19 protein-coding genes are annotated in these 20,219 nt (G+C 70.2%); all 19 read right to left on the bottom strand.

Translation table 11 applies throughout. From position 1 onward, the window contains the following. Nucleotides 1-50: 50 nt before the first annotated feature. The 19 genes from SFB74_RS06800 to SFB74_RS06710 all read right to left on the bottom strand — a co-directional run bounded on the left by SFB74_RS06800 (nucleotide 51) and on the right by SFB74_RS06710 (nucleotide 20,193). Complete coding sequence (locus tag SFB74_RS06800; RefSeq protein ID WP_432730010.1) at nucleotides 51-1,034, bottom strand: FecR family protein; 984 nt, start codon at nucleotides 1,032-1,034, stop codon at nucleotides 51-53. 8 nt (nucleotides 1,035-1,042) lie between these two features. After that, a complete protein-coding gene (locus SFB74_RS06795) occupies nucleotides 1,043-1,603 on the bottom strand; it encodes an RNA polymerase sigma factor (RefSeq protein ID WP_432730009.1) in 561 nt (186 codons plus the stop codon). Beyond that, on the bottom strand, nucleotides 1,600-2,274 hold the full coding sequence (locus SFB74_RS06790; protein WP_432730008.1) for an STN domain-containing protein: 675 nt from the start codon (nucleotides 2,272-2,274) through the stop codon (nucleotides 1,600-1,602). The genes SFB74_RS06795 and SFB74_RS06790 overlap by 4 nt, the downstream gene beginning before the upstream one ends. A 358-nt stretch (nucleotides 2,275-2,632) precedes the next feature. Continuing rightward, complete coding sequence (locus SFB74_RS06785) at nucleotides 2,633-3,928, bottom strand: substrate-binding domain-containing protein (RefSeq protein WP_432730006.1); 1,296 nt, start codon at nucleotides 3,926-3,928, stop codon at nucleotides 2,633-2,635. Nucleotides 3,929-4,126: 198 nt separating this feature from the next. Next, nucleotides 4,127-5,332: a type II secretion system inner membrane protein GspF gene (gene gspF / locus SFB74_RS06780; protein WP_432730005.1), complete on the bottom strand. Its 1,206-nt coding sequence runs from the start codon at nucleotides 5,330-5,332 to the stop codon at nucleotides 4,127-4,129. Nucleotides 5,333-5,352: 20 nt separating this feature from the next. Further along, nucleotides 5,353-6,804 carry a type II secretion system ATPase GspE gene (gspE, locus tag SFB74_RS06775; protein ID WP_432730004.1) on the bottom strand — a complete coding sequence of 484 codons (1,452 nt, stop codon included), beginning with the start codon at nucleotides 6,802-6,804 and terminating at the stop codon, nucleotides 5,353-5,355. Further along, nucleotides 6,801-9,440: a type II secretion system secretin GspD gene (gene gspD / locus SFB74_RS06770; RefSeq protein ID WP_432730003.1), complete on the bottom strand. Its 2,640-nt coding sequence runs from the start codon at nucleotides 9,438-9,440 to the stop codon at nucleotides 6,801-6,803. The genes gspE and gspD overlap by 4 nt, the downstream gene beginning before the upstream one ends. Next, a complete protein-coding gene (gene gspM, locus SFB74_RS06765; RefSeq protein WP_432730002.1) occupies nucleotides 9,437-10,012 on the bottom strand; it encodes a type II secretion system protein GspM in 576 nt (191 codons plus the stop codon). The genes gspD and gspM overlap by 4 nt, the downstream gene beginning before the upstream one ends. 23 nt (nucleotides 10,013-10,035) lie before the next feature. Continuing rightward, nucleotides 10,036-11,223, bottom strand: a complete 1,188-nt coding sequence (gene gspL, locus SFB74_RS06760) for a type II secretion system protein GspL (protein WP_432730001.1) — start codon at nucleotides 11,221-11,223, stop codon at nucleotides 10,036-10,038. Beyond that, on the bottom strand, nucleotides 11,220-12,224 hold the full coding sequence (gspK, locus tag SFB74_RS06755) for a type II secretion system minor pseudopilin GspK (RefSeq protein ID WP_432730000.1): 1,005 nt from the start codon (nucleotides 12,222-12,224) through the stop codon (nucleotides 11,220-11,222). The genes gspL and gspK overlap by 4 nt, the downstream gene beginning before the upstream one ends. Before the next feature lie 21 nt (nucleotides 12,225-12,245). Continuing rightward, a complete protein-coding gene (gspG, locus tag SFB74_RS06750) occupies nucleotides 12,246-12,695 on the bottom strand; it encodes a type II secretion system major pseudopilin GspG (protein WP_432729999.1) in 450 nt (149 codons plus the stop codon). A gap of 116 nt (nucleotides 12,696-12,811) precedes the next feature. Next, the gene (locus SFB74_RS06745; protein ID WP_432729998.1) at nucleotides 12,812-13,105 is read right to left on the bottom strand and encodes a hypothetical protein; all 294 of its coding nucleotides are present in this window, start codon (nucleotides 13,103-13,105) and stop codon (nucleotides 12,812-12,814) included. A 2-nt stretch (nucleotides 13,106-13,107) separates the two neighbouring features. Further along, nucleotides 13,108-13,644 (bottom strand): YbjN domain-containing protein, encoded by a 537-nt coding sequence (locus SFB74_RS06740; protein ID WP_126469997.1) that lies wholly within the window; start codon nucleotides 13,642-13,644, stop codon nucleotides 13,108-13,110. Between the two features lie 56 nt (nucleotides 13,645-13,700). Continuing rightward, complete coding sequence (locus SFB74_RS06735) at nucleotides 13,701-14,615, bottom strand: peptidylprolyl isomerase (RefSeq protein ID WP_432729997.1); 915 nt, start codon at nucleotides 14,613-14,615, stop codon at nucleotides 13,701-13,703. Beyond that, nucleotides 14,612-15,343 carry a hypothetical protein gene (locus SFB74_RS06730; protein WP_432729996.1) on the bottom strand — a complete coding sequence of 244 codons (732 nt, stop codon included), beginning with the start codon at nucleotides 15,341-15,343 and terminating at the stop codon, nucleotides 14,612-14,614. Before SFB74_RS06730 ends, SFB74_RS06735 begins: the two co-directional genes overlap by 4 nt. 41 nt (nucleotides 15,344-15,384) lie before the next feature. After that, a complete protein-coding gene (locus tag SFB74_RS06725) occupies nucleotides 15,385-17,163 on the bottom strand; it encodes a putative porin (protein ID WP_432729995.1) in 1,779 nt (592 codons plus the stop codon). A gap of 53 nt (nucleotides 17,164-17,216) precedes the next feature. Further along, nucleotides 17,217-17,951, bottom strand: coding sequence for an energy transducer TonB family protein (locus SFB74_RS06720; RefSeq protein WP_432729994.1), 735 nt, complete (start codon nucleotides 17,949-17,951; stop codon nucleotides 17,217-17,219). Nucleotides 17,952-17,961: 10 nt separating this feature from the next. Beyond that, the gene (locus SFB74_RS06715; RefSeq protein WP_125947447.1) at nucleotides 17,962-18,375 is read right to left on the bottom strand and encodes an ExbD/TolR family protein; all 414 of its coding nucleotides are present in this window, start codon (nucleotides 18,373-18,375) and stop codon (nucleotides 17,962-17,964) included. A 15-nt stretch (nucleotides 18,376-18,390) separates the two neighbouring features. Continuing rightward, a complete protein-coding gene (locus SFB74_RS06710) occupies nucleotides 18,391-20,193 on the bottom strand; it encodes a DUF2341 domain-containing protein (protein ID WP_432729993.1) in 1,803 nt (600 codons plus the stop codon). Nucleotides 20,194-20,219 lie beyond the last annotated feature (26 nt).

Raw genomic sequence — 20,219 nt, 5'->3', positions numbered from 1 at the left:
CCCTCATGACGAGCCTGCCTGGCACAACCCGTAAATTAATTTCGCATCGGCTAGCTCAGCACCACGATGCCACCCGGCAGGCTGCGCATCTGCGCGCCGTAGAGTTCGCGGATCATCACCGGGGCGTTGTCGATGCTGCGCAGGTTCAGCTGCATCCGCACCAGCGTGCGGCCCAGTTCCTCGTTGCGCAGGAAGACCTTGCCGGGGCGGTAGCGGTTGATCTCGTCGATCACTTCCGCGAGGGGCATGCGGTCGAAGGACAGCACGCCCGTCTGCCAGGTGCTCACGCTGGCCTCGTCCGCGCGCACGACCTCCTGCAGGCCCGCCTTGTCGTAGGTCACCTGGCGCCCTGCCTCGAGCGAGCGCTGCTCGCCGTTGACCCACACCGTCACGCGGCCGTCGAGGCAGGTCACGCAGACCTGCGGCCCGGTATGGCGGATGTTGAATCTCGCCGCGCGGGCCAGCAGCCGGCCGCCGCCGGTCTCGACGAGGAACTCGCCCGCGCCGTTCGCCACGACCTCCGCCTCGCCCTCCACCAGCGAGATGCCGCGCGGATTCGGGCCCGCGCCGATACGGTTGATGAGCGTCTGCGTGTTCATGCGCACGCTGACTCCTTGCGCCAGCGCCACCTGCCGCTGCTCGCCGGTGACGGTACGGTAGTCCGCCGTGAGTTCACCGATCGAAGGCCAGAGACCGAGCGGCGGATGAACCGCCACCACGCCCGCGGCCACCGAAGCCGCGACCGCACCGCCGAGGAAAGCCCTGCGCCCGGGAGAGTGCAAGGCTGCCGAAAAGCCGGACCAGGAGAACGCCTTGGCGCGCGATGCCTGGCGCGCGGCCTCTTCGGCCAGCAGCGGATCGAGGGCCGACCATGTGCGCATCACCTCGCGCCAGGCCTTCGCATGCGCCGCGCTGTGAGTCGCCCAGGCGCGGAATGCCTCGGCGTCCGCCCGGGTGGCCCGGCCCGAATGCAGCCGCACCCACCAGGCTTCGGCCTGGCGTTGAAGCAGGGATTCGGGATCTGGGGAAGACATGGCGCTCATCAGTATTTTCTCGGACCGGCAAAGTGGCCGCGCTGGGCGGCCTCCACTTCCGGCAAATGCTTCTTGCAGAACTCCAGCGCGGCGCGCAGTTCCTTCTCGACCGTGCTCAGCGACACGTCGAGACGCCGGGCGATCTCGTCATTGAGCTGGCCCTCGACGCGCGCCGCCACAAGGATCGCCCGGCGCCGCGCGGGCATGCGCCCCAGCACCCGGCTCAGGGCCCGCACGTCGCTGCGCGCGCTGGCAATGCGCTCGGGATCGCCCGCCTCGTCCACGATGTGCACCAGTTCATCGATCTCGCCGTGCACCAGCAGCACGTTGTCGTGCCGGTAGCTGTCGATGGCGATGTTCGCGGCCATGCGCAGCAGGTAGGCGTCGGCATTGTTCACCGTACCGCCATCGCCTGCGGCGGAGCTCATCGTGGACAGCCGCAGCCAGGTTTCCTGCATCGCATCGGCCGCGTCGTCGCGCGAGCCGACGATGCGTTCGAGCTTGCTGCGCAGCTCGACATAACGCGCGACCATGCGCGCGCGCAGCGTGGACGAGATGCCGTCGCTCATTGGATGCGCCCACCCGCGTCGCCACCGACCGACTCGCAATCGGACCACGCACCGGGCCCCTCCGGCAGCATCAGGATGACCAGCGGCTGCGGCAGCGAGGGCGGAGGCGGACTGCCGACGGCCATGCCGCGCAGCCGGATCTGTATGGCGGCGTCGCGATCGGAAACGCCCGTCGTGCTCAACAGGCGAAAGCGATCCACCACGCCGCGCGTGTCCAGGTGCAGCTGCAGCGCCAGGCGGTAGCTGCCCGGACGCGTCTGCGTCGAACCGCACAGGGTGCTGTTCAGGGCCCTCTGGACCTGGGCGGCGTAGGACTGATGCAAGACTTCCCCCTCCTTGAACCCCGATTCCTCCATGCCTTCGGCTTCCGGCAAGGAAGGCGCAGCCATTCCACCTGCCATGCGCGATGCACGGATCACCACCGACGTCGCGCTCGCATGGCGCGCCTCCAATCCCGTGCCGACCAGCATTGCCTCCAGAGCCTCCATGGCGGTGAACGTGCCGCGCACCGCTGCCGAGAGGCGTTGCGCATGAATGCCGTCGATCAATATGTCCAGCCCCGTCGCCTTGCTGTAGGCGGCGATGGCGTCTCCCAGCCGCTGCGGGGCAATGTCGAATTCGATGCGTGCCGCCGGCGCCGGGGCTGCCGCATTCGCCTGCTGCGCATGCACGGCGCACGTGACGAGAGATACGCATCCACCCGCGAGACACCACGCCAGTGCCATGACACCGACCGATGCCGAATTCACTCTCATACCGGGTGGGCGCACATGCTCCTGGGTTGCCGCGTTCGCTGGCCGATACACAGAGCCCCTCGGTCAACCCGGACAACGTTATCTCTCGGTGGTGACTTTCGCGTGACATTGCAAAACTGGGTCCTGGCATCGCATTTCCACGGTCGGTCGCGTGCACACGAGAAAGCCCCGAGGTCCTGGCCGCGCATGCGCGCAACCGGTTTCCCCGGGGCAATCCCGCAGCCGGCAGCACCTTGCTGCGACGGCCGCGGAAGGACACGCGATCAGATGGCGATCAGTTGGTCACCGGACGGCCGATGCCGTTGCAGACGTTCGTGTTGCCGATGGCCTGGGCGCTGGTCGAGGTCAGGAACGTGGAGATGATGGTCGACCTCCAGTTCTGGGTGCCGCTGGTGCCGTCAGGCAGCGAGACGAAGCCGTGCGTGGCGATCAGCGAGCTCGGGGCGAGCAGGCGGGTCAGGAACGAACGGACCTTGGTCGTGACTGCCGGATCCTTGTAGCACTGGTTCACCAGCAGGTTGGTGGTGCCGAAGATCGGGTAGCTGGCGCCGGTGCCCGAGACCGGGGGCTTCACATAGGCGGGAACCCATGCGAGCGGATCGGTCGAAGCGCCGCCGATGGGCAGCGACTGGCTGCCCAGGGCCGTCTTGATCGAGGCGGAGACCGGCAGGAAGCCGTTGACCTTCGCGACCAGCGTGTTGTTGCTGGGGTTGTAGGCCGGGTCCGGGCTCAGGTAGCCGATGCGGCCAGCCGTGCCGAACGAGCCAGCCACGCCGCCGTTGCCTTCGGCGAAGAACCAGATGGCGTCGGTTGCGGGGTCGGCAGGAGCGGTGGACAGGCGCGGCTGCGGCGTGCCGGCCGGGATGGCGCCGGCGACGACCGTGCGGAAGTTGTTGGAGACGACGAAGCCGCTGCCCGGGCATGCAGCCACGAGGTAGCGCGACAGCAGTTCGGTCGTGCCGCTGGTCTCGTTGCGATAGACGACCTGGATCGGCGTGGTGTCGGTCGTGCCGAGCAGTTCACCCCAGGTACGGCCACCGGCGGTCTTCGAGAAAACGGCGCACATCTTCGCGTCCGACACGTCCAGGTTCGTCACGGCGCTGGTGGTCGAGCTCTTGTAGGGAACCAGAACGGCGGCACCGACGGCCGGGATCTGGATCAGCGGGCCCCAGGCGGCTGCACCGGTCACCGGAACGCCGGGCGACGATTCGATGTGGGCAACCTTGTAGGCGTCGCGCTCGGCGGCCGTCAGGGCGGAGTCGCTGCCGGCGAAGTGCACCGACTGCGTGGTCGACCAGATCGGGCGGGCAGCCTGGCTCTCGTCGCGGAACTCGCTGCCGGCGGTGGCTTGCGCGTTGTTCAGCAGGAAAGCCTTCTTGCCGGCGCCGCTGCCGGTGCCGGTGTAGCTGTAGTTGGTCTGGCCGACGCCGCTGGGCAGCAGGTCCTTGTACAGCGGCTCGGGCAGGGTTGCGCCGCCACCGACTGCGATCTGGGCCGAAGCTGCACCAGCAGCCAGAAGACCCGCCACCATCACGGTCGCCATCGCGACCGGCTTGAACATTGCACGCATTGGGAAACTCCTTTGCATTGACCAATAAGAATTGAGCTGCCAGAGACAGGCCTGTTTCTTCATGAACACCTGCCTCTTCGCTACCTGTGCCGCCCCTCTGGCGACGTCATTGATCTTCTTTTCCGGAGGTGACAGGAGGCCGAAACAAACTCGGGAACACAGAGGGAAAAACTCCCGAACAAGAGGCCCGCGAAGGGCTCAGCGCACCATCTGGTTGATCTCCATGATGGGCATCAGCACGGCGAGCACGATGAGCATCACGACACCGCCCATCGCAAGGATCATCAAGGGTTCGAGCATGGTCGTGAGGCGCATCGCGCGGCGTTCGAGGTCACGCGAAAGATTTAACGACGCACGCTCGAACATCGCCGCCAGCGCACCCGTCTTCTCGCCGCTGGCCACCAGGTGAACGAGGTTCGACGGAAAGATTTTCTGGGCCTTGAGCGCCGCGGCGAGCGGCGTGCCCTCCTTCACGCGGCCAGTGGCTTCGAGCACGCATTGCTTGATCCATTCGTTGTCCAGCGTCTGCCGCGCGGCCTCCAGTGCGCGCAGCAGCGGTACGCCCGCATCCATCAGTATCGACAGCGTGGAGGCGAAGCGCGCTGTGTCCACGCCCAGCGCGAAGCGGCCCATCAAGGGTGCGCGCAAGAGCAGCGCGTGCCATCGCAGCTTGCGCGCCGCGTCGCGCAGCGAGATGCGCCCCAGCGTCCACGCGCCCGCTATCGCGCCTGCGGTGAGCCATCCCCATTCGCGCACGAAGGCGCTCGCAGCCAGCATCGCGCGGGTGATGGCCGGCAGCTCCTGGCGCGCCTGCGCGAATGCGCCGACCACCTGCGGCACGACGTAGCCCAGCAGGAAGACGACGATGCACAGCGACACGAAGCCGACGATGGCCGGATAGATGAAGGCCGTGAGCACCTTGCCGCGCAGGTTGTCGCGGTTCTCGAGGTAGTCGGCGAGCCGCTCCATCACGTGCGCGAGGTCGCCCGAGTCCTCGCCGGCACTCACCAGCGCACGGTAGATCTGCGGGAAGTCGCGCGGGCGGTCGCCCAGCGCATCGGCCAGCCGCATGCCCGCGCGCACGCTGTCGCACACGGCGCTCAGCGACTCGGCCACGTGCTTGCGCTCGGCCTGCTCGATGGTCGCGACCAGCGCGGCCTCGAGCGTGAGCCGCGCGCCGAGCAGGCTCGCGAGCTCGCGCGTGGCCCAGCACAAATCGGCCGCGCCCAGCCGCGGGTTGAGCCACGCGAGCGCGCCGCCACTCGCGGCTTTCTCGCGAACGTCGAGCGGCGTGAGGCCGCGCTCGCGCAGCTGCGCGCGCACCGAGCGCGCCGATTCGCCTTCGGTGCTGCCCCGCTGGAGCTCGCCGCTGGCGCTCGCGGCCTCGTATTCGAAGCGTGCCATGTCGTTGCCCTCGCGCGTGCTCAGGCGTCGCGCGTGACGCGCATGATTTCCTCGGCGGTGGTCACGCCCTCGCGCACCCAGCGCTGGCCGTCTTCGCGCATGGAGCGCATGCCGTGCCTGACGGCGGCCGCTCGCATGGCCTGCTCGTCGCCTCCTTCGTGGATGAGCCTGCGGATGTCGTCATGCACCACGAACAGCTCGTGGATGCCGGTACGCCCCTTGAAGCCCGAATGGCCGCATGCCGCGCAGCCCACCGGCGCGTAAACGACGCTGCCGTCGGGCTGCTGCCGCGGGATCTTGCATGCCGGGCAAAGGCAGCGCACGAGCCGCTGCGCCAGCACGCCGAGCAGCGAAGACGACAGCAGGAAGGGCTCGATGCCCATGTCGCTCATGCGCGTGACGGCCGAGACCGCGTCGTTGGTGTGCAGCGAGGCCAGCACGCCGTGCCCGGTGAGCGACGACTGCACCGCGATCTGCGCGGTCTCGAGGTCGCGGATCTCGCCGATCATGATGTTGTCAGGGTCCTGCCGCAGCGCCGCGCGCAACGCGGCGCCGAAGGTCATGCCGATCTTGCCGTGCACCGGTATCTGGCCGATGCCGGGCAGGTCGTATTCCACCGGGTCTTCCACCGTGAGGATGTTGCTGGTGCCCAGGTCGAGCTGGCCCAGCGCCGCATACAGCGTGGTGGTCTTGCCGCTGCCGGTGGGCCCGGTGACGAGCACGATGCCGTGCGGCTGCCGCACGAGCCGCGTGAGCTCGGCCAGCGTATCGCTCGCCATGCCCAGCCGTTCGAGCCGCAGGCGGCCCGCGTCCTTCTCGAGCAGGCGCAGCACCGCGCGCTCTCCGTGCGCGGTGGGCACGGTTGAAACACGCACGTCGATCGGCCGGCCGCCCACGCGCAGCGTGATGCGCCCGTCCTGCGGCAGCCGCTTCTCGGCGATGTCGAGCTGCGACATGATCTTGATGCGCGAGATCAGCGCCGCATGCAGCGCCCTTCGCGGCGCCACCACGTCGCGCAGCGTGCCGTCGACGCGGAAGCGCACCACCGAGTGCGTCTCGAAGGACTCCAGGTGGATGTCGCTCGCGCCGTCGCGCGCCGCCTGCGCGAGCAGGGCGTTGATCATGCGGATGACGGGCGCGTCGTCCTGCGCGTCGAGCAGGTCGGTGACGGCGGGCATGTCCTGCATCAGGCGGTCGAGGTCGACCTGCTGTTCGACGGCGCCGACCACCGAGGCGGCATCGCCGGTGTCGGCGTAGCTGCGGGCCAGCAGGGCATCCATTGCGGCCTCGTCGACCTGCCGCAGCGGCAGGCCGCCGAGCATGCGGCGCGCCTCGGCCACGGCCCAGCCCGGCGTGCGCGGGCACACGACGATGCAGGCGGCCTCGGTTCCATCGTCGCTCGCCGGCTGCGCGACGACGCGCTGGCTGCGGGCCCAGGCGTGCGGCAGCACGGTGCCGACAGCGGTCGTCACGGGGAGCTCACCAACTCCGGCCGGTAGCCGAGCTCGCGCAGCACGGCGATGGCGTTGTCCACGGCCTTCGGATCGCGCGGCACATCGGCCCGCACCAGGTTTCCCTCTCCGCCCGGCCCACCCACGATGTAGGCGCCGATGCCGCTGATGCGCACCCGCTTGACGATGTTCACTGCATCCTGCTCGGCCTTCACGTCGGCGATCTGCACCACGGCGACCTTGTCGTTGGCGCCACCGAACAGCGCGGCGGGGTCGGAGTCCAGCGTCACGCCCGCCGGCAGCTGCGAGCGCAGCACCGGCGGCGGCGGCGCCAGCTCGGCCGGCGCCTGGCGTACCTCGCTCGCGGACGCGGTGGGCGGAGGCGTCTGCTCGCGCGTGCGGTCCCAGCTCTGCGGTCGCAGGTCGACCTCGGCGGCGCGGCCCGCCGTCGGCACATCCGCCGGCGGCAGCGCGGGGCCGCCCACGTCGGGCAGCAGTCCGCGCGGCACCGGGCGCGCGCGGCCCTGCTGCGTGCGCATGAAGTTGTAGCGGTCGAGCGTGAGGCCCCGGCCGGCGGCGGCGTCGCGAATCACGTAGGGCCGCAGGAACACCATCAGGTTCGTCTTGACCCGCTGCTTCTTGTCGTAGCGAAAGAGGTTGCCCAGCACCGGCACCGAGCCCAGGCCGGGCACGGCCTCGGTGCCGTTGGTCACGCTGTCTTCCATCAGGCCGCCGAGCACCATGATCTGCCCGTCGTCCACCAGGATGCTGGTGTCCAGCGCGCGCTTGTTGGTGACGATGCCGGCCGCGCCCGAGGTCTGCTCGTCGATGGACGAAACCTCCTGGTAGATGTCGAGCTTGACCGTGCCGCCCTCGGAAATCTGCGGCCGGATGTTGAGCTTCAGCCCGATGTCCTCGCGCTGGATCGTCTGGAACGGGTTGGTGCTGCTGTTGCCGTTGGTGATGTACTGCCCGCTCACGAAGGGCACGGTCTTGCCCACCATGATCGAAGCGGCCTCGTTGTCCAGCGTGAGGATGTTGGGCGTGGACAGGATGTTCGCCCCGTCCTTGGCCTGCAGCGCGCGCGCCAGCAGCTTGAGGTTGAGGATCTCGCCCACGCCCGGCAGGTTGACGGTGCCGTCGACGATGCCGATGTTCAGGCCCCGGGGCATCGCCTCGATGGTGTTGCGCGCGTTGGGGTTCAGCGTGGCCGCGCCGAAGTTGGTGCCTCCGCGCACGCCGCGCCCGTTGCCGCCGCCGGCCATCCACTGGATGCCCAGCTCCGATGCGTCGCGCTCGGTCACCTCGACGATCAGGCTCTCCACCAGCACCTGTGCGCGCCGCTGGTCGAGCGTGTCGATCACGCGGCGCAGGCTGCGGTACATGGGCTCGGGCGCCGCGATGATCAGCGTGTTGGTGGTGGCGTCGGCCTGCACCGTCACGCCGCCGGCCGAGAAGGCAGTGCCGCTGCCGTTGCCGGCGGCGCCCGCTGTGCCGCCCCCCGTCCCGCCGGTCGAGAGCGCACCGCCGCGCAGGCTGCTGCCGGAGCCTGCGTTGCCGCCCGTGCCCGACCCCGTGCCGGTACCGCGGTTCGTCGAGCTGTTGCTGCCCGTGCCGCTGTTTCCGTTCGCACCTCCGGCGGCTCCCGCGCCGCCGAGCATGCCGCCCGAGCCGAGCGCCGCGCGCACCGAGCCGCCGCCCGTGGCCGCCGTGTCGAGCGACTCGCCCGTCAGCAGGCCTCGCAGCACGCCCGCGAGATACGCGGCCTGTGCGTTGCGCAGGTAGACCACGTGCAGGTTGCCCGGATCGCTCTGCGCGTTCTCCAGCTTGGCGACCAGTTCGCGCGCGAGCGAGGTGCGCCCCGGGCTGCTGGAGCGGATCACGATGCTGTTGGAGCGCGGATCGGCCAGCACCACGATGTCGCGCCGGCCCTTCTCGCCGCTGCCCTCGAGCAGTTCGGTAGCGAGCCCCGCGATGTCCACGGCAACGCCGTTGCGCAGCTTGATGACCTCCGAGTCGAGCGAGGTCGGCGTGTCGATGCTCTCGATGATGCGGGCCAGGCGCTCGAGGTTCTCGATGTAGTCGGTCACCACCAGCGTGTTGTTCGCCGGATAGGCCGCGATGCTGTTCTCGGCCGCGACCAGCGGCTTGAGCACCGGCACCATCGCCTCGGCGTTCTCGTAGTTCAGGCGGAAGGTGCGCGTCGCCATGCCGCCGCCGGCATTGCGCGCGTTGACCGAGCCGCCCTGCAGCTTCGCGTCGGCCACCGGCACGACGCGGCTCACCTCGCCCACGTCGACGATCGCGAAACCGCGCATGCGCAGCGCCGACGAAAGCATGCCGTAGGCCGTCGAGGACGACACCTCGCCTTCGGAAACCAGCGTGATCTGTCCCTTCACGCGCGGATCGAAGAGGAAGGTGCGGCCCAGGAAGCGGGCCAGCGCCGAAACCACCGAAGCGATGTCGGCGTCGACGAAGTTGAGCACCACCTTCTCGTCCCTGCCGGCGCTCGCTGCCTGCGGCATTGCTGCCGATGCCGCGCGACCGGCCGGCGGCGGCGGCGCGGAGGTCGCGGCGCCTGTCGCGAAGCCGCACAGCCCGATGCAGCACGCCACCGTCCATCGGCGCATCGCTGCGCCCTTTCGCTCTCGTGTCACGGGCCGTCCTTGTAGTGTTGCGTGGACTGCAGGTCCACCACGCCGCGCACCAGCCCTTGCGGGCTGCCTGTCGCGGCGGCGGCGCCGTCCGCCCTGTCGAGCGCGGCGCCGATGATTTCGATGTCGCTGCGCGCGGATACCGCCGTCAGCCATGGAAAGACCAGCGCCGCCTCGACGGGCTTGTCGAATTCGATGCGCCATGCCTTCGCGGGCGGCGCGCTGCCAGTGGCCGCGGGCGCGTCGGATACGACGACCTGCAGCCGGTAGAACCCCTGCAGGCCGGCACGGTCCAGCCCGGCTTGCGGCGATTCGCTCGGGCCTGCGACACCACTGCCGCGTACGCCCACAAGCAATCGGTCGAGCTCGGCCGACTGCGCGCGCAGCTTCGGCAGCTCCTGCTGCCAGCGGGCGACGGCATCGAGCGCCGGCTTCGTCAGCGCCAGCCAGAGGAAGGCCAGCACCACCAGCAATGCAGCCGCCCCGATGGCGAGGCGATCGCGCGAGGGCAGCGCGCGCCAGCGCGCGGCGCCTTCCTGCCATCCCCGCTGCAGCGGCTCCAGGCGTCGGGCCAATGGACGAAGGCGCTCGGAAGAAATCACTGCGCGTCCTTCGCCGGTTCGGAAGCAGGAGCCGTCGTTACCCGCAGCACGCCCGCGTCGTCCGCGACGGCGAGGCCCTGCTCCTTGCCCTGGGCCTGCAGCGCCTGCCGTGCCTGCGCATTGGGAGCAGCGCCTTCGCGCCACTGGATGCGCAGCTCTCCCGCCGTGTAGCGCAGCGCCTGTATCTGCCCCGCCGGCGTCTGCGCCAGCAGGTTCACGGCCGCGCGCGAAAGCCCCGCGTAATCGCCGCCGACCGCAGCACCCTGCGGCGCGCCCGCCGCGCGCGCCTCCAGCTGCTGGCGCGTCTGCTGCAATGGATTGACGACCACCGGCACGTCGGGAAACGCGGCCTTGACCCGCGCGGCCATCTGCCGCTTCAGCGCCTGGCCCTGCGTCGCGAGCCGGGCCGCATAGACATTCAACCCCGTGAGCCACACCGCGATGGCGAGAACGGCCCAGCCTGCAATCGGCTTGGCCAGTGCCAGGCCGGCGCTCGCATGGCCATCGGCCAGGTCGTCCGCCTGCAGCGACCAGTTCCAGCCCTCGCCCGACCAGCGTACCAGGGCATCGTCGTCGCCGGCCCACTGCACGGCCGGAAGAGCGGCCGCGCCACCCGCATGCGCCACGAGGCCCGCCGTGGGATCGGTGCCTTCGGGCAGCCATTGCATGAAGCCCTGATCGGGGCCGGTGCGAACGGCGATCCATCCATCGATCAGGCATGCGGTCCACCCCTGCCCGGGGTTCGGCAGGAAGGCGACGGGCAGCCGCAGCTCGCGCACCGGGAGGCCGTGCCGGCGCAGCACGCCCATCCAGCCATTCATCACGGCGCGCCCGGTCCATGCGGCGGGCACGCTGCCATCGGCACCGCGTGGACCGAAGCCCGTCACCAACGCGTCCAGCGGCTGCAAGGCGCAGGGTTCGATGGCGCCCTGCACGGCTGCGCGCAGGCGCCTGCCGGACAGCGGCGGCAATGCGAAGGCGGCCATCGGCGCATCGGCGGGATGCAGGCACACCTCCAGCCGTTTCGGCTGGAAGTCGCGGGCCACGGCATCGAGCATGCGCGCGCCGCCGTCATGCCAGTCGCCGCCGGGCTCGCGCCAGCCGCAGCGCACTTCGGCCTGCGAAGCCTCGCTCTCGCCGCCCGGCCACGGAGGCAGCTGAAGGCGCAGCACCTCGGCCTTCACACGCCCTCCCTCAGCCAGACCACGCGCGGCAGGGCCGCCTTGTCGTCATGGAGCAGCGCCACCTGAACGAACTGCGTGCGCGCGGTGTCCAGCACGCTCGCCACGCGAAACCAGTTGCTGGTGACGCCCATTCGCACGTTGGCCGAATCGAGTCCGGGCATCTTCAGTCGATTGGCGAAGTCGCCGTTGTTGACGAACCACTGGCCGTGGTCGCGCGTGGAGAGCAACGCCCGCGCGCGGTCGAGCGAGAGCCCGGGCACGCCGGCGGCCACGAGTTCGGCGCGCGCGGTGTTCGCGTTGATCCAGGTTCGCTCGGGCAGCACGGTCACGAAGGGTGCGAGCTTCGCGATCGTCGCCGCATCGACGCCGGGCACGGCCAGCAGGTCTTCCAGCGCACGCAGGCGGGGCGCCTGCGCGTTGCGCGGCAGCTCCTGCGGCAAGCCCAGGCTCTCGGCCAGCCGGACGGCCCGTGCGCGAACTTCGTCGGACACAGCGCCTGTCCCCGGCTGCTGCGCATCGCCCAGGCTGACGACCACGCGCCGCATGATGGCGCCGGCCTGCGCCCGCGGCACGCCCACCGTGGCGCAGAGCCTGCCGAACACTTCCGCCTCGTCGGGGTCCACGCCCGACTGGTCCACGAGATTGCGCAGGTTGAACTTGCCCTGTTCGTCGGCGATTTCGCTGACGAGGCGGCCGCCGTCGCCGGCCACCTGGCCCGAGGCGGCGCGCGAGAACGGCTGCGTCCACAGCCCGTCGAGCCGCGTGGTGGGCTCGCGCAGTGCGTCCGCGCGCAGCACGCGCTGGGCCTCGCCGATTTCCCCTCGCAGCAGCCAGCGGGCCTGCACGCGCAGCTGGTCTCCCTGCGTGGTCCGGATGAACGCCGACTGTCGCCCCAGCAGGCTCGCGGCCAGCAGCGCGATCACCGCGACGATCAGCAGCGCGCTGACCACCGCCATGCCGCACTGCCGCGCCCGGCGGCCGTTGCCTGCTCCGATGCCCATCGCCACGCCAGCCACCCGGCTCTACCAGGAGCCTATGTCGGCGTTGGCCTTCTCTCCACCGGGCTCGCCGTCGGCGCCCATGGAGAACACGTCGATCTCGCCGTTGGTTCCGGGGTTGAGGTACTGGTAGGGATTGCCCCACGGGTCGGCCGGCAGGCGCTCGAGGTAGGTGCGCCAGTTGGCGGGCACCTTGCCGGTGGCGGGCTTCTCGACCAGCGCGCGCAGGCCTTGCGTGGAGGCCGGGTAGGCGCCGTTGTCGAGGCGGTAGAGCTTCAGCGCCTGCATGATCGCGGCCACGTCCTGCCGGGCCGCGGTGGCGCGTGCCTGGTCGGGGCGGTCCATCAGGCTGGGCACGATGAGCGCGGCGAGCACGCCGATGATGACGAGCACGACCATCAGTTCGATGAGGGTGAAGCCGCGCTGCACCAGGGAACGACGACCTGCGCGACAAGGGGTTGAACGTGCGGCCATCTTTCACTCCAGGAACAGGAAACATCGAAGGCGGTGAACCCGTTCATCGTGGCAGCGGTGCGTGTCAGTCCGATTGAAAATTCTCGGGAGTTCGCTCGCCGCGGCAGGCTCCGCGCTCAGGAGTCGTCGGGCTCCTGCGGCGATTTCCAGCGCGACAGCGCGCGGCGCGCGGCATTGAGCTCGGCCATCGAGATGTGCAGCTCGGCCATGGTCTTCGCCAGCAGCGCGAGCAGCGCCGCGCGCTGGCGCACGCGCACGGTCTCGGCACGATGCGTGCGTTGCGCCTGGCGGGCCGTCGCGCGGATGGCGCGGGCCGTCGGCGAATCGTGCAGGTCGGACGGCGGATTCCGCGCGGTGCCTGCCGGCATCGCGCCGCTTCGCTGCTGTTGCCGCTGCTGCGTGCCGGCCATGCTCAGGCGGCCGCCGGATCCTGCGCGCCTGCGGTGGCGGCGGCATTCGCCGCATCGCCGCGCGCGGCCCCGGCAGGGCCGTAGTTGCGCAGGTGCAGGAAGAACTCGCCCATCATCTGCATCCACAGCCGCACGGCGAACACGAGGTACGCCGGGCTCACGCCGCCCGCGACCACCACGTCCATCTCGAGCACGACGAAGTCGCCGTGCTGGGCCACGCGCGCAAAACGCTTGGTGCGGTGCCACGAGGCCAGCACGGCATCGGGCAGGGTGCCGCCCTGCACGTGCAGCGGGCAGCTCAGGGTGAAGTCGGTGTACTGGGTGGTGGTGACGGGGTTGCCCCACAGCACCTGGAACCCGATGCCGTGGCTCGCGCTGTGCAGGCGCACCACGCCGTCCTGCTCGATGGCGGTCACGGCGCCGCCGGCCGCCTTGATGGCGTCGGACACCTGTTCGGGCGTGACGGCGTCCAGCAGATCGGCGCCCGGTGCCATCGCACTGTCCGCGGTTTCGTTGTTGTTGTTCGCTGTTTGGTTCATGGGTGACCCCTGCTTGCTTTTGTGGTGAATGGATTCGTTCGGGCGCGCGCAGGCGCTCAGTTGGTCTTCTTCAGCGCCGCGTCGAGCGCAGCACCGTCGATGCTCAGCGTCGTACCCGGCGCGATCTGCGCGAGGTAGGCCTGCAGGAGCTGCTGCTGCCGCTGCTGGCGCAACGCGGTGCGCAGCCTCGGCTTCATCTCCTCGAAGGTGGCGCTGCGCCCGGGCCGCACTTCGAGCAGCTTCACGACGTGAAAGCCCGCCTCGGCCTGCACCGGATCGCTGACCTGCCCCGGCTTCAGCCGTGCGACGGTGTCGCGCAGCTCCGGCACGATGCGCGCGAGCGGCAGCGTGTCGACTTCGCCCCCGCGCTCCGCGCTGCGCCTGTCCTGCGAGCTGGCGCGCGCGACGGCCGCGAAGTCGCCGGTGCGCGCCTGGCGGGCCAGCCTGCCGGCCTCGTCGCGCACCCTGGCGATGGCGGCCGCGTCGCGGTCGGGCGTGGCCAGGAAGATCTGCGCCACGCGGTACGCGGCGGGCAGGTTGAAGTTGGCCTTGCCCTGTTCGTAGGCGGCCTGCATGTCGGCGTCCGGCGGATAGTCCGCCGGCACGCGGCTCACCGACTCCAGGTAGCTCGTGCTCACGATGCGCGCGGCGATCTCGCGCGCGGCGGCATCGACCTGCGCCTTGACCTCGGGCCGCTCGCTCCAGCCCTTGGCGCGGGCGTCGCGCAGCACCGCCTCGCCCAGCAGGCGGTCGCGCAGCCAGCCGTCGAGCGTCGCGCGGTCGGCCTTCACGGCGGCACGCTCGCCCTCGGGCAAGGCCTGCAGCAGCTTCTCGACTTCGTCCTGACCCACGGTGATTTCTCCAAGGCGTGCCACGACGGGGGCGGGCGCAGGAGCCTGCGCGCCTGCGATGCCGACCGAGGAAGCAAGCAGCACCAGTGCTGCCGACGACGACTTGAGGCGCCTCCTCATTGCCTGCGCTCCTTGTCCCCGGCCGCCGGTGCACTGGCGGCGGCAGCGGGTGCGGGTGCCGCAACGGCGCGCACGTCGAACTTGCTCTCGTACAGCCTGTCGCCGTACTGCTGCGCGATCTGCTCGTACTTGACGCGGCTCTGCGCCGCGAAGGGCTGGCGCGAGGCGAGCACGGTGCCCACGTCCATCGTCTCGTAGGCGCCCAGGATCTCCTGCCCCACTGCGTAGAGCTGCGCGTTCTTGGCCTCGCACTGCGTGATCGCGGTGCGGTGCGTGGCGGCTTCGGTCGCAAGCCGCTGGCGCTCGGCTTCCGAGGTGCGCGCCATCTTCAGCAGCTCGTCGTAGGCGTTGCGGTATTGCGCGACCTGCGCGGTGGCCTTGTCGGATGCCGCCTGCGCCTGCTGGCGCAACTGCTGGCTGCCGGCGCTGGCTGCCTCGCGTGCCTGGCGCTCGGCGGCGAGCTGCGCCTGGGTCTGCGAGAGCTCCTTCTTCAGCACGTCGAGCTCGGGCTTCGCGGGCGCGGCTTGCGCCATCGCCGGCTGCTGCTGCCCGGCCTTCAGCGCGGCGAGCTCGTTCTGCACCTGCTGCAGCTGCGTGGTGGTCGCGCGCAGCTGCGCGCGCAGCCGCTCCTCCATGCTCTGGCCGCCCGGTGGCTGCTGCGCGTGGGTGGTTCCGGCCATGGCGGCCAGCGAGGCCAGCAGCAGCGCCGGGAAGATTTTTCTGGACACGGCGTGCTCCTTCTCTTCGTTCTTCCGGTCAGGCACGCGCATCAGAAGCGCGCATTGAATTCGAGCTGCAGCGTGTCGATCGACTGCGGCGGCCCGTAGACCTCCTTGGTCGAGATCCAGCGGCCGGTGAACCACATGTTCTTGTCGATCGCGTACGAGCCGCCCAGGAAGTAGCCGCGCGCGTTGGTGCCGCCGCCGTGGAAGGTCGAGTCGTTGTAGCCGTCGGGCATGGCGTCGGGCTCGATGCGCTTGTAGCCCGCCAGCACGTTCCAGTCGCCGCGGTTGGCCGGCGCCGGCTTGCCGTAGGTGGCCTGCAGCATGTAGGCGTTGCCGCCGCTCTTGAAGTCGGCCTTGGTGGTGCCGCCGGTGGCGCCGAAGTTGTTGACGATCATGCTGCGCACGCCCGCGCGGTTCCAGATGTCGGTGGCGCTGTAGGCGGTGTTGCGCACGTAGTTGGCGTCCAGCCGCAGGTTGTTGCCCGCGAGCTGCGTGTCCCAGCGCAGGTTCAGGTCGATCAGGCGGAACTTCGAGGCCAGGCCCACGTACTGCGGCTGCGGCGTGCCGGCCGGGTTGAGCGGGTCGAGCTTGATGTCGCGCAGCAGCATGAGCGTGTTGCCCTTCTGCATGAAGGCCGGGCGCGACCAGTCGGTGTTGCAGCCGTCGTCGCCCGCATACAGCGCGCAGGGCTGCGAAATCTGGCCCGTGATGTTGCGGAAGTTGTAGTAGGCCAATGCCCCGCGCAGGCGGTTGTCCTCGTCGATCTTCCACTCGGCGCCGGCCTGCGCGCCGAGCAGCCACTTGTTCTCGCTCTTCATCTTGTTCTGGCTGCGGCCGGGCGAGTTGTCGGAGTTGTACTCGAGCGGAATCAGGCCCAGCGTGCCGAAGAGCGTCAGGTCGCGGTTGGAGGCCAGCTTCTTCTCGAACTGCGCGGCGATGCCGTCGAAGTTCAGGTCGTTCGAGAACAGCATGTCGGTCGACATGAACGGGTTGCCGAAGCGGCCCGCCGTCACCGTGAGCCAATCCACCGGCTTGTGCGAGATCCACATCTGGTCGAGCCACACGCTCTTCTTGCCGAGGCCGCCGCCCAGCGTCTGGGTGGTCGAGACCGGGCTGTCGTCGCTGCCCGAGGCCAGGCGCACGCCGGCCTTGGTGTTCTCGCTGAGGTCGGCGAACACGCCCAGCCGCGCGCGGGCGCGGAACAGGTTGCGGCGGTCCTGGCGGGTGTTCAGCAGCGGCGGCAGCGCGAGGTTGGTGTTCTGGTTGATGTCGTAGCCAGAACCCTTGTTGAACTCGCTCCAGTTGGTCTCGATGTTGCTGTTGTTGCCCGCGTAGCCGCGCGACTCGTTGCGCACGCGCACGTCGCCTTCCACGCGGATGCGCTTGCTCCACTCGGGCGTCTCGTTGGGCGCGGCCCAGCCCTCGTCCTTCGCCTGCGCCATGACCTGCGCCTTGACCTCGTCGCGGATCTGGTCGCGCACGGTCTGCGAGATGTAGGGCACGCGCACGTCGCCCGCCTCGAGCCGCACGCCGCCGGCCACGCTGGCCGACGCGGCGGTGGAGGCCGCCGCCAGGCGCTGCTGCGCCTGCTGCGCGGCCAGGGCCTCGGTCTGGGCCTGCGCGAGCAGGGCCTCGCCCACGTCCTTGGCGAGCGTGCCGCTCTGGATCAGGCCGCGGATGAGCTTGACCATGGCGGTTTCGGAAGGTGCTGCTGCCGCGGCCTGTGCCGAAGCATGGCCTGCCGACAGGGCGAACACGGAGGCCACGGCCGCCGCGAGCGCGCACCGGCGCAGGATCGGGATGTGTCGTTGAAGTTGGTTCATCGCTTTGTTCGCAGGATTGAATGGGACAGGAGTCGGGGCGCTCGTCGCGGCGCTCATGGCCGGCGCCCCCTCATGGACACGCGCATCGGGAATCGCAGCGACGCGGGCGGCTTCTCGTCGACGCGGTCCAGGCCGCGGATCAGCGCGAGCACCGCCTCGTCGATGTCGGGCGTGCCGGTGCCGCGCACCAGCTGCGCCCGCGTGGTCGAGCCGTCGGCGCCGAGCCACAGGTCGATCTGGATGTCGTCGAACACCAGCTGGCGCGTGCGCGCATCGCGCGACAGCGCCTGCTGCAGCAGGCTCGACACGTAGCGCGCATACGAGCCGCTGCCGAGGCCGCCGCCCGCGCCGGTGCCGCTCATGCCGCCGCCGCTGCCGGCCTGGATGCCGAAGGCGTCGTTGCCGGCCTGCGCGGCGCTGTCCATGGTCACGGGGTCGCCGAGGTCCTTCGAGGGGCTGGGCGGCGTGTCGTCCTTGGGCGGCTCCAGCGGCTCGACGGGCTTGGGCTCGGGCTCGGCCACCGGCTTGATCTTTTCCGGCTCCGGCTCGGGCAGCTTCTCGGGCTCCGGCGGTGGAGGCGGCGGCGGTGGAGGCGGCAGCATCAGCATCGGTGCGTCGGCCACCACGCGCTTCGTGCTCGCGGTGTCGCTCAGCAGATGCCACACCAGCGCCACGAGCGCGACAGCGAGCCCCAGGCCGATGACCCAGCCACCCCAGCGGCGCCACAGCCCAGCCTGCCCGTCCGTGCGACGCGCGCCGGCGGCGGAAGTCGGGTTGCGAGGGTTCACGCTGCGGCCCTCACTTCTGCTTGCCGGTCACGAGGCCGATCTGGTTCAGCTCGATGCGGCGCAGCAGGTCGAGCACGTCGACCACCTTCGCGTACTGCACGCTGGCGTCGCCGCGCACGATCACGGGAAAGTCGGGCGACAGCGCCTTCTCGGTGCGCAGGCGCTCCTCGAGCTCCGGCAGCGTGACCGGATAGGCATCGAGGAACACGTTGCCCGCGTTGTCGATGGTGATGGCCTTGGTCTTGGGCTTTTCCAGCGCCACGGAAGCGCTGGCCTTGGGCAGGTCGACCTTGATGCCCGGAATGCTGGCGTTGCTGGTGAGGATGAAGATCACCAGCACCACCAGCAGCACGTCCACGAAGGGCGTGATGTTGATGCCGCCCGTGCGCTTGCGCGCGCCGAACCTGGCTGCGGGGTTTGCCATGGCGTCTCGGCTCCCTCAAGCGCGCAAGGCCACGACCTGCGCCACGGCGCGGCCTTCGCCCTGCTCTTCGGCAAGGCGAGTGACGAACTCGTCCACGAACACCGCCATGTCGGCGCCGATGGCGTCGGAGCGCGAGGCGAGCCAGTTGTAGCCGAACAGCGCCGGGATCGCGACGCCCAGGCCGGCCGCCGTGCACAGCAGCGCGGCCGCCATGCCGGGGGCCACCGAGTTGATGTCCACCGCGCCGGCCATGGCCGCCACGACGAACACCAGCATGATGCCGATCACCGTGCCGAAGAGGCCCACGTAGGGCGCGCCCTCGATGGTGGTCGACAGCCAGTTCATGCGCTTGGACATGCGCTCGGTCTCACGCACCATCACGCCGTCCATCGCGGCGCGGATGGCGCCGATGGTGGCGCTGGAAACCGCGTTCAGGTCGTAGCCGCGGTCATGGCGGCGGCGCATCTCGTCGATGGCCACTTCGTACAGGCGCCACAGCGAGGAGTCGGCGCGCACATCCTGCGGCACGGTGTTGTTCACCGCCAGCCGGTCGAGCGGCGCGCCCGCGGCCTCGCGGAAGTGCTCGATGAAGATGTCGTTGGCGCGCTCGGTGGCGCCGTAGCTGCGGCCCTTGCCGATCATGATGGCCCACGACAGCACCATCATCAGCCCCAGCACGCCCACGACCACCCAGGCGTCCAGCGGCATCGCGGCGAGGATGAAGCCGAAGTGGCTCTTGCCGGCCTGCTGCTCGTCGGCACCGAATGCGGTGAGGCGCGACTCGGCGCCCTGCGAGACGGCGTCGGCCAGCAGCAGCGCGTCGGCGCGCGCCACCTTCGACAGGCGCACTTCGTCGATGGCGCCGGTGAAGGGCGCAAAGCCGGTGGCTTGTGCACTCTGTGCGCCGGATGCGATGGCCGGCGCGTCGGCACCGAGCGCCGCCGCCGTGTTCAGCGCCGGCAGCTTCGCCGCCACCGACGCGGCGCGGCGGCCGCCCACGAAGAGCGCCACGCTCTCGCCTTCGGCCTTCACCGCGATGTGCGACCACTGGCCCGCCTGCACCGGCTGGCCCGGCGCGCTGCGCTGGCCGTTGACCTGCACGAAGGGTACGCCCTGGTCGATGCCCACCACCAGTTCGCCGGCCGCGTCGCGGCGCGTGTAGACAGCCTGGCGCGCGCCGAGCTGATCGGGCCTGATCCATGCCGAGAAAGTGAGCGCGCCGCCGGCCTGCACCGCGAGCGAGGGCGTGGCGGGCAGCATCAGCGCGGCGGCGCCGAGCTGCGCGCCCTTGCCGATGACCGTGCCTTCCACCGGCACGGCCGCGGTCTGGCCGTTGTTGCCGTAGGCGGTGGTGTCGCGCGGCGGCACTGCGCCTTCGGCGAAGTGATAGACCAGCGTGTAGTCGGGATCGAAGGTGCGCTGGCCGTTGCCCGAGGCCGGGGCCTTGGGGTTGCCGTAGTACATCCACAGCTTCTGCGGCGTGCCGGCGGAGACGTTGGGCACGTCGACCCAGACCAGCGCCATGCCCAGCAGCGGATCGAACTGCTCGATCTGGTGGTTGAGCACGGTCTTGTCGTCCGCGGCGACGAAGCGCAGGTCGGCGCCCGTCTCGCTCACGCCCTCGAACTTGAAGTTGCCCGTGTGCAGGCGCACCAGCACCGGCATGCGGCCGGCATCGCTGCCGATGGCGCCGGCCTGCGGACCGGCGTCGATGGTGATGGGCTTGCGATAGGCCCACTCGGCCTGCCACCAGGCATGGGCCAGGCCCGGCAAGAGCGTGCTCGCCAGCGTGAGCGCGATGAAAAGGATGCGTCGCATGACAGGGTTCTCCGGAAACTCGTGAA

The organism is Variovorax xiamenensis (assembly GCF_050916385.1).
In the GTDB taxonomy this organism is placed as follows: Bacteria; Pseudomonadota; Gammaproteobacteria; order Burkholderiales; family Burkholderiaceae_C; genus Variovorax.
This window is presented reverse-complemented; position numbering and strand designations above follow the sequence as displayed.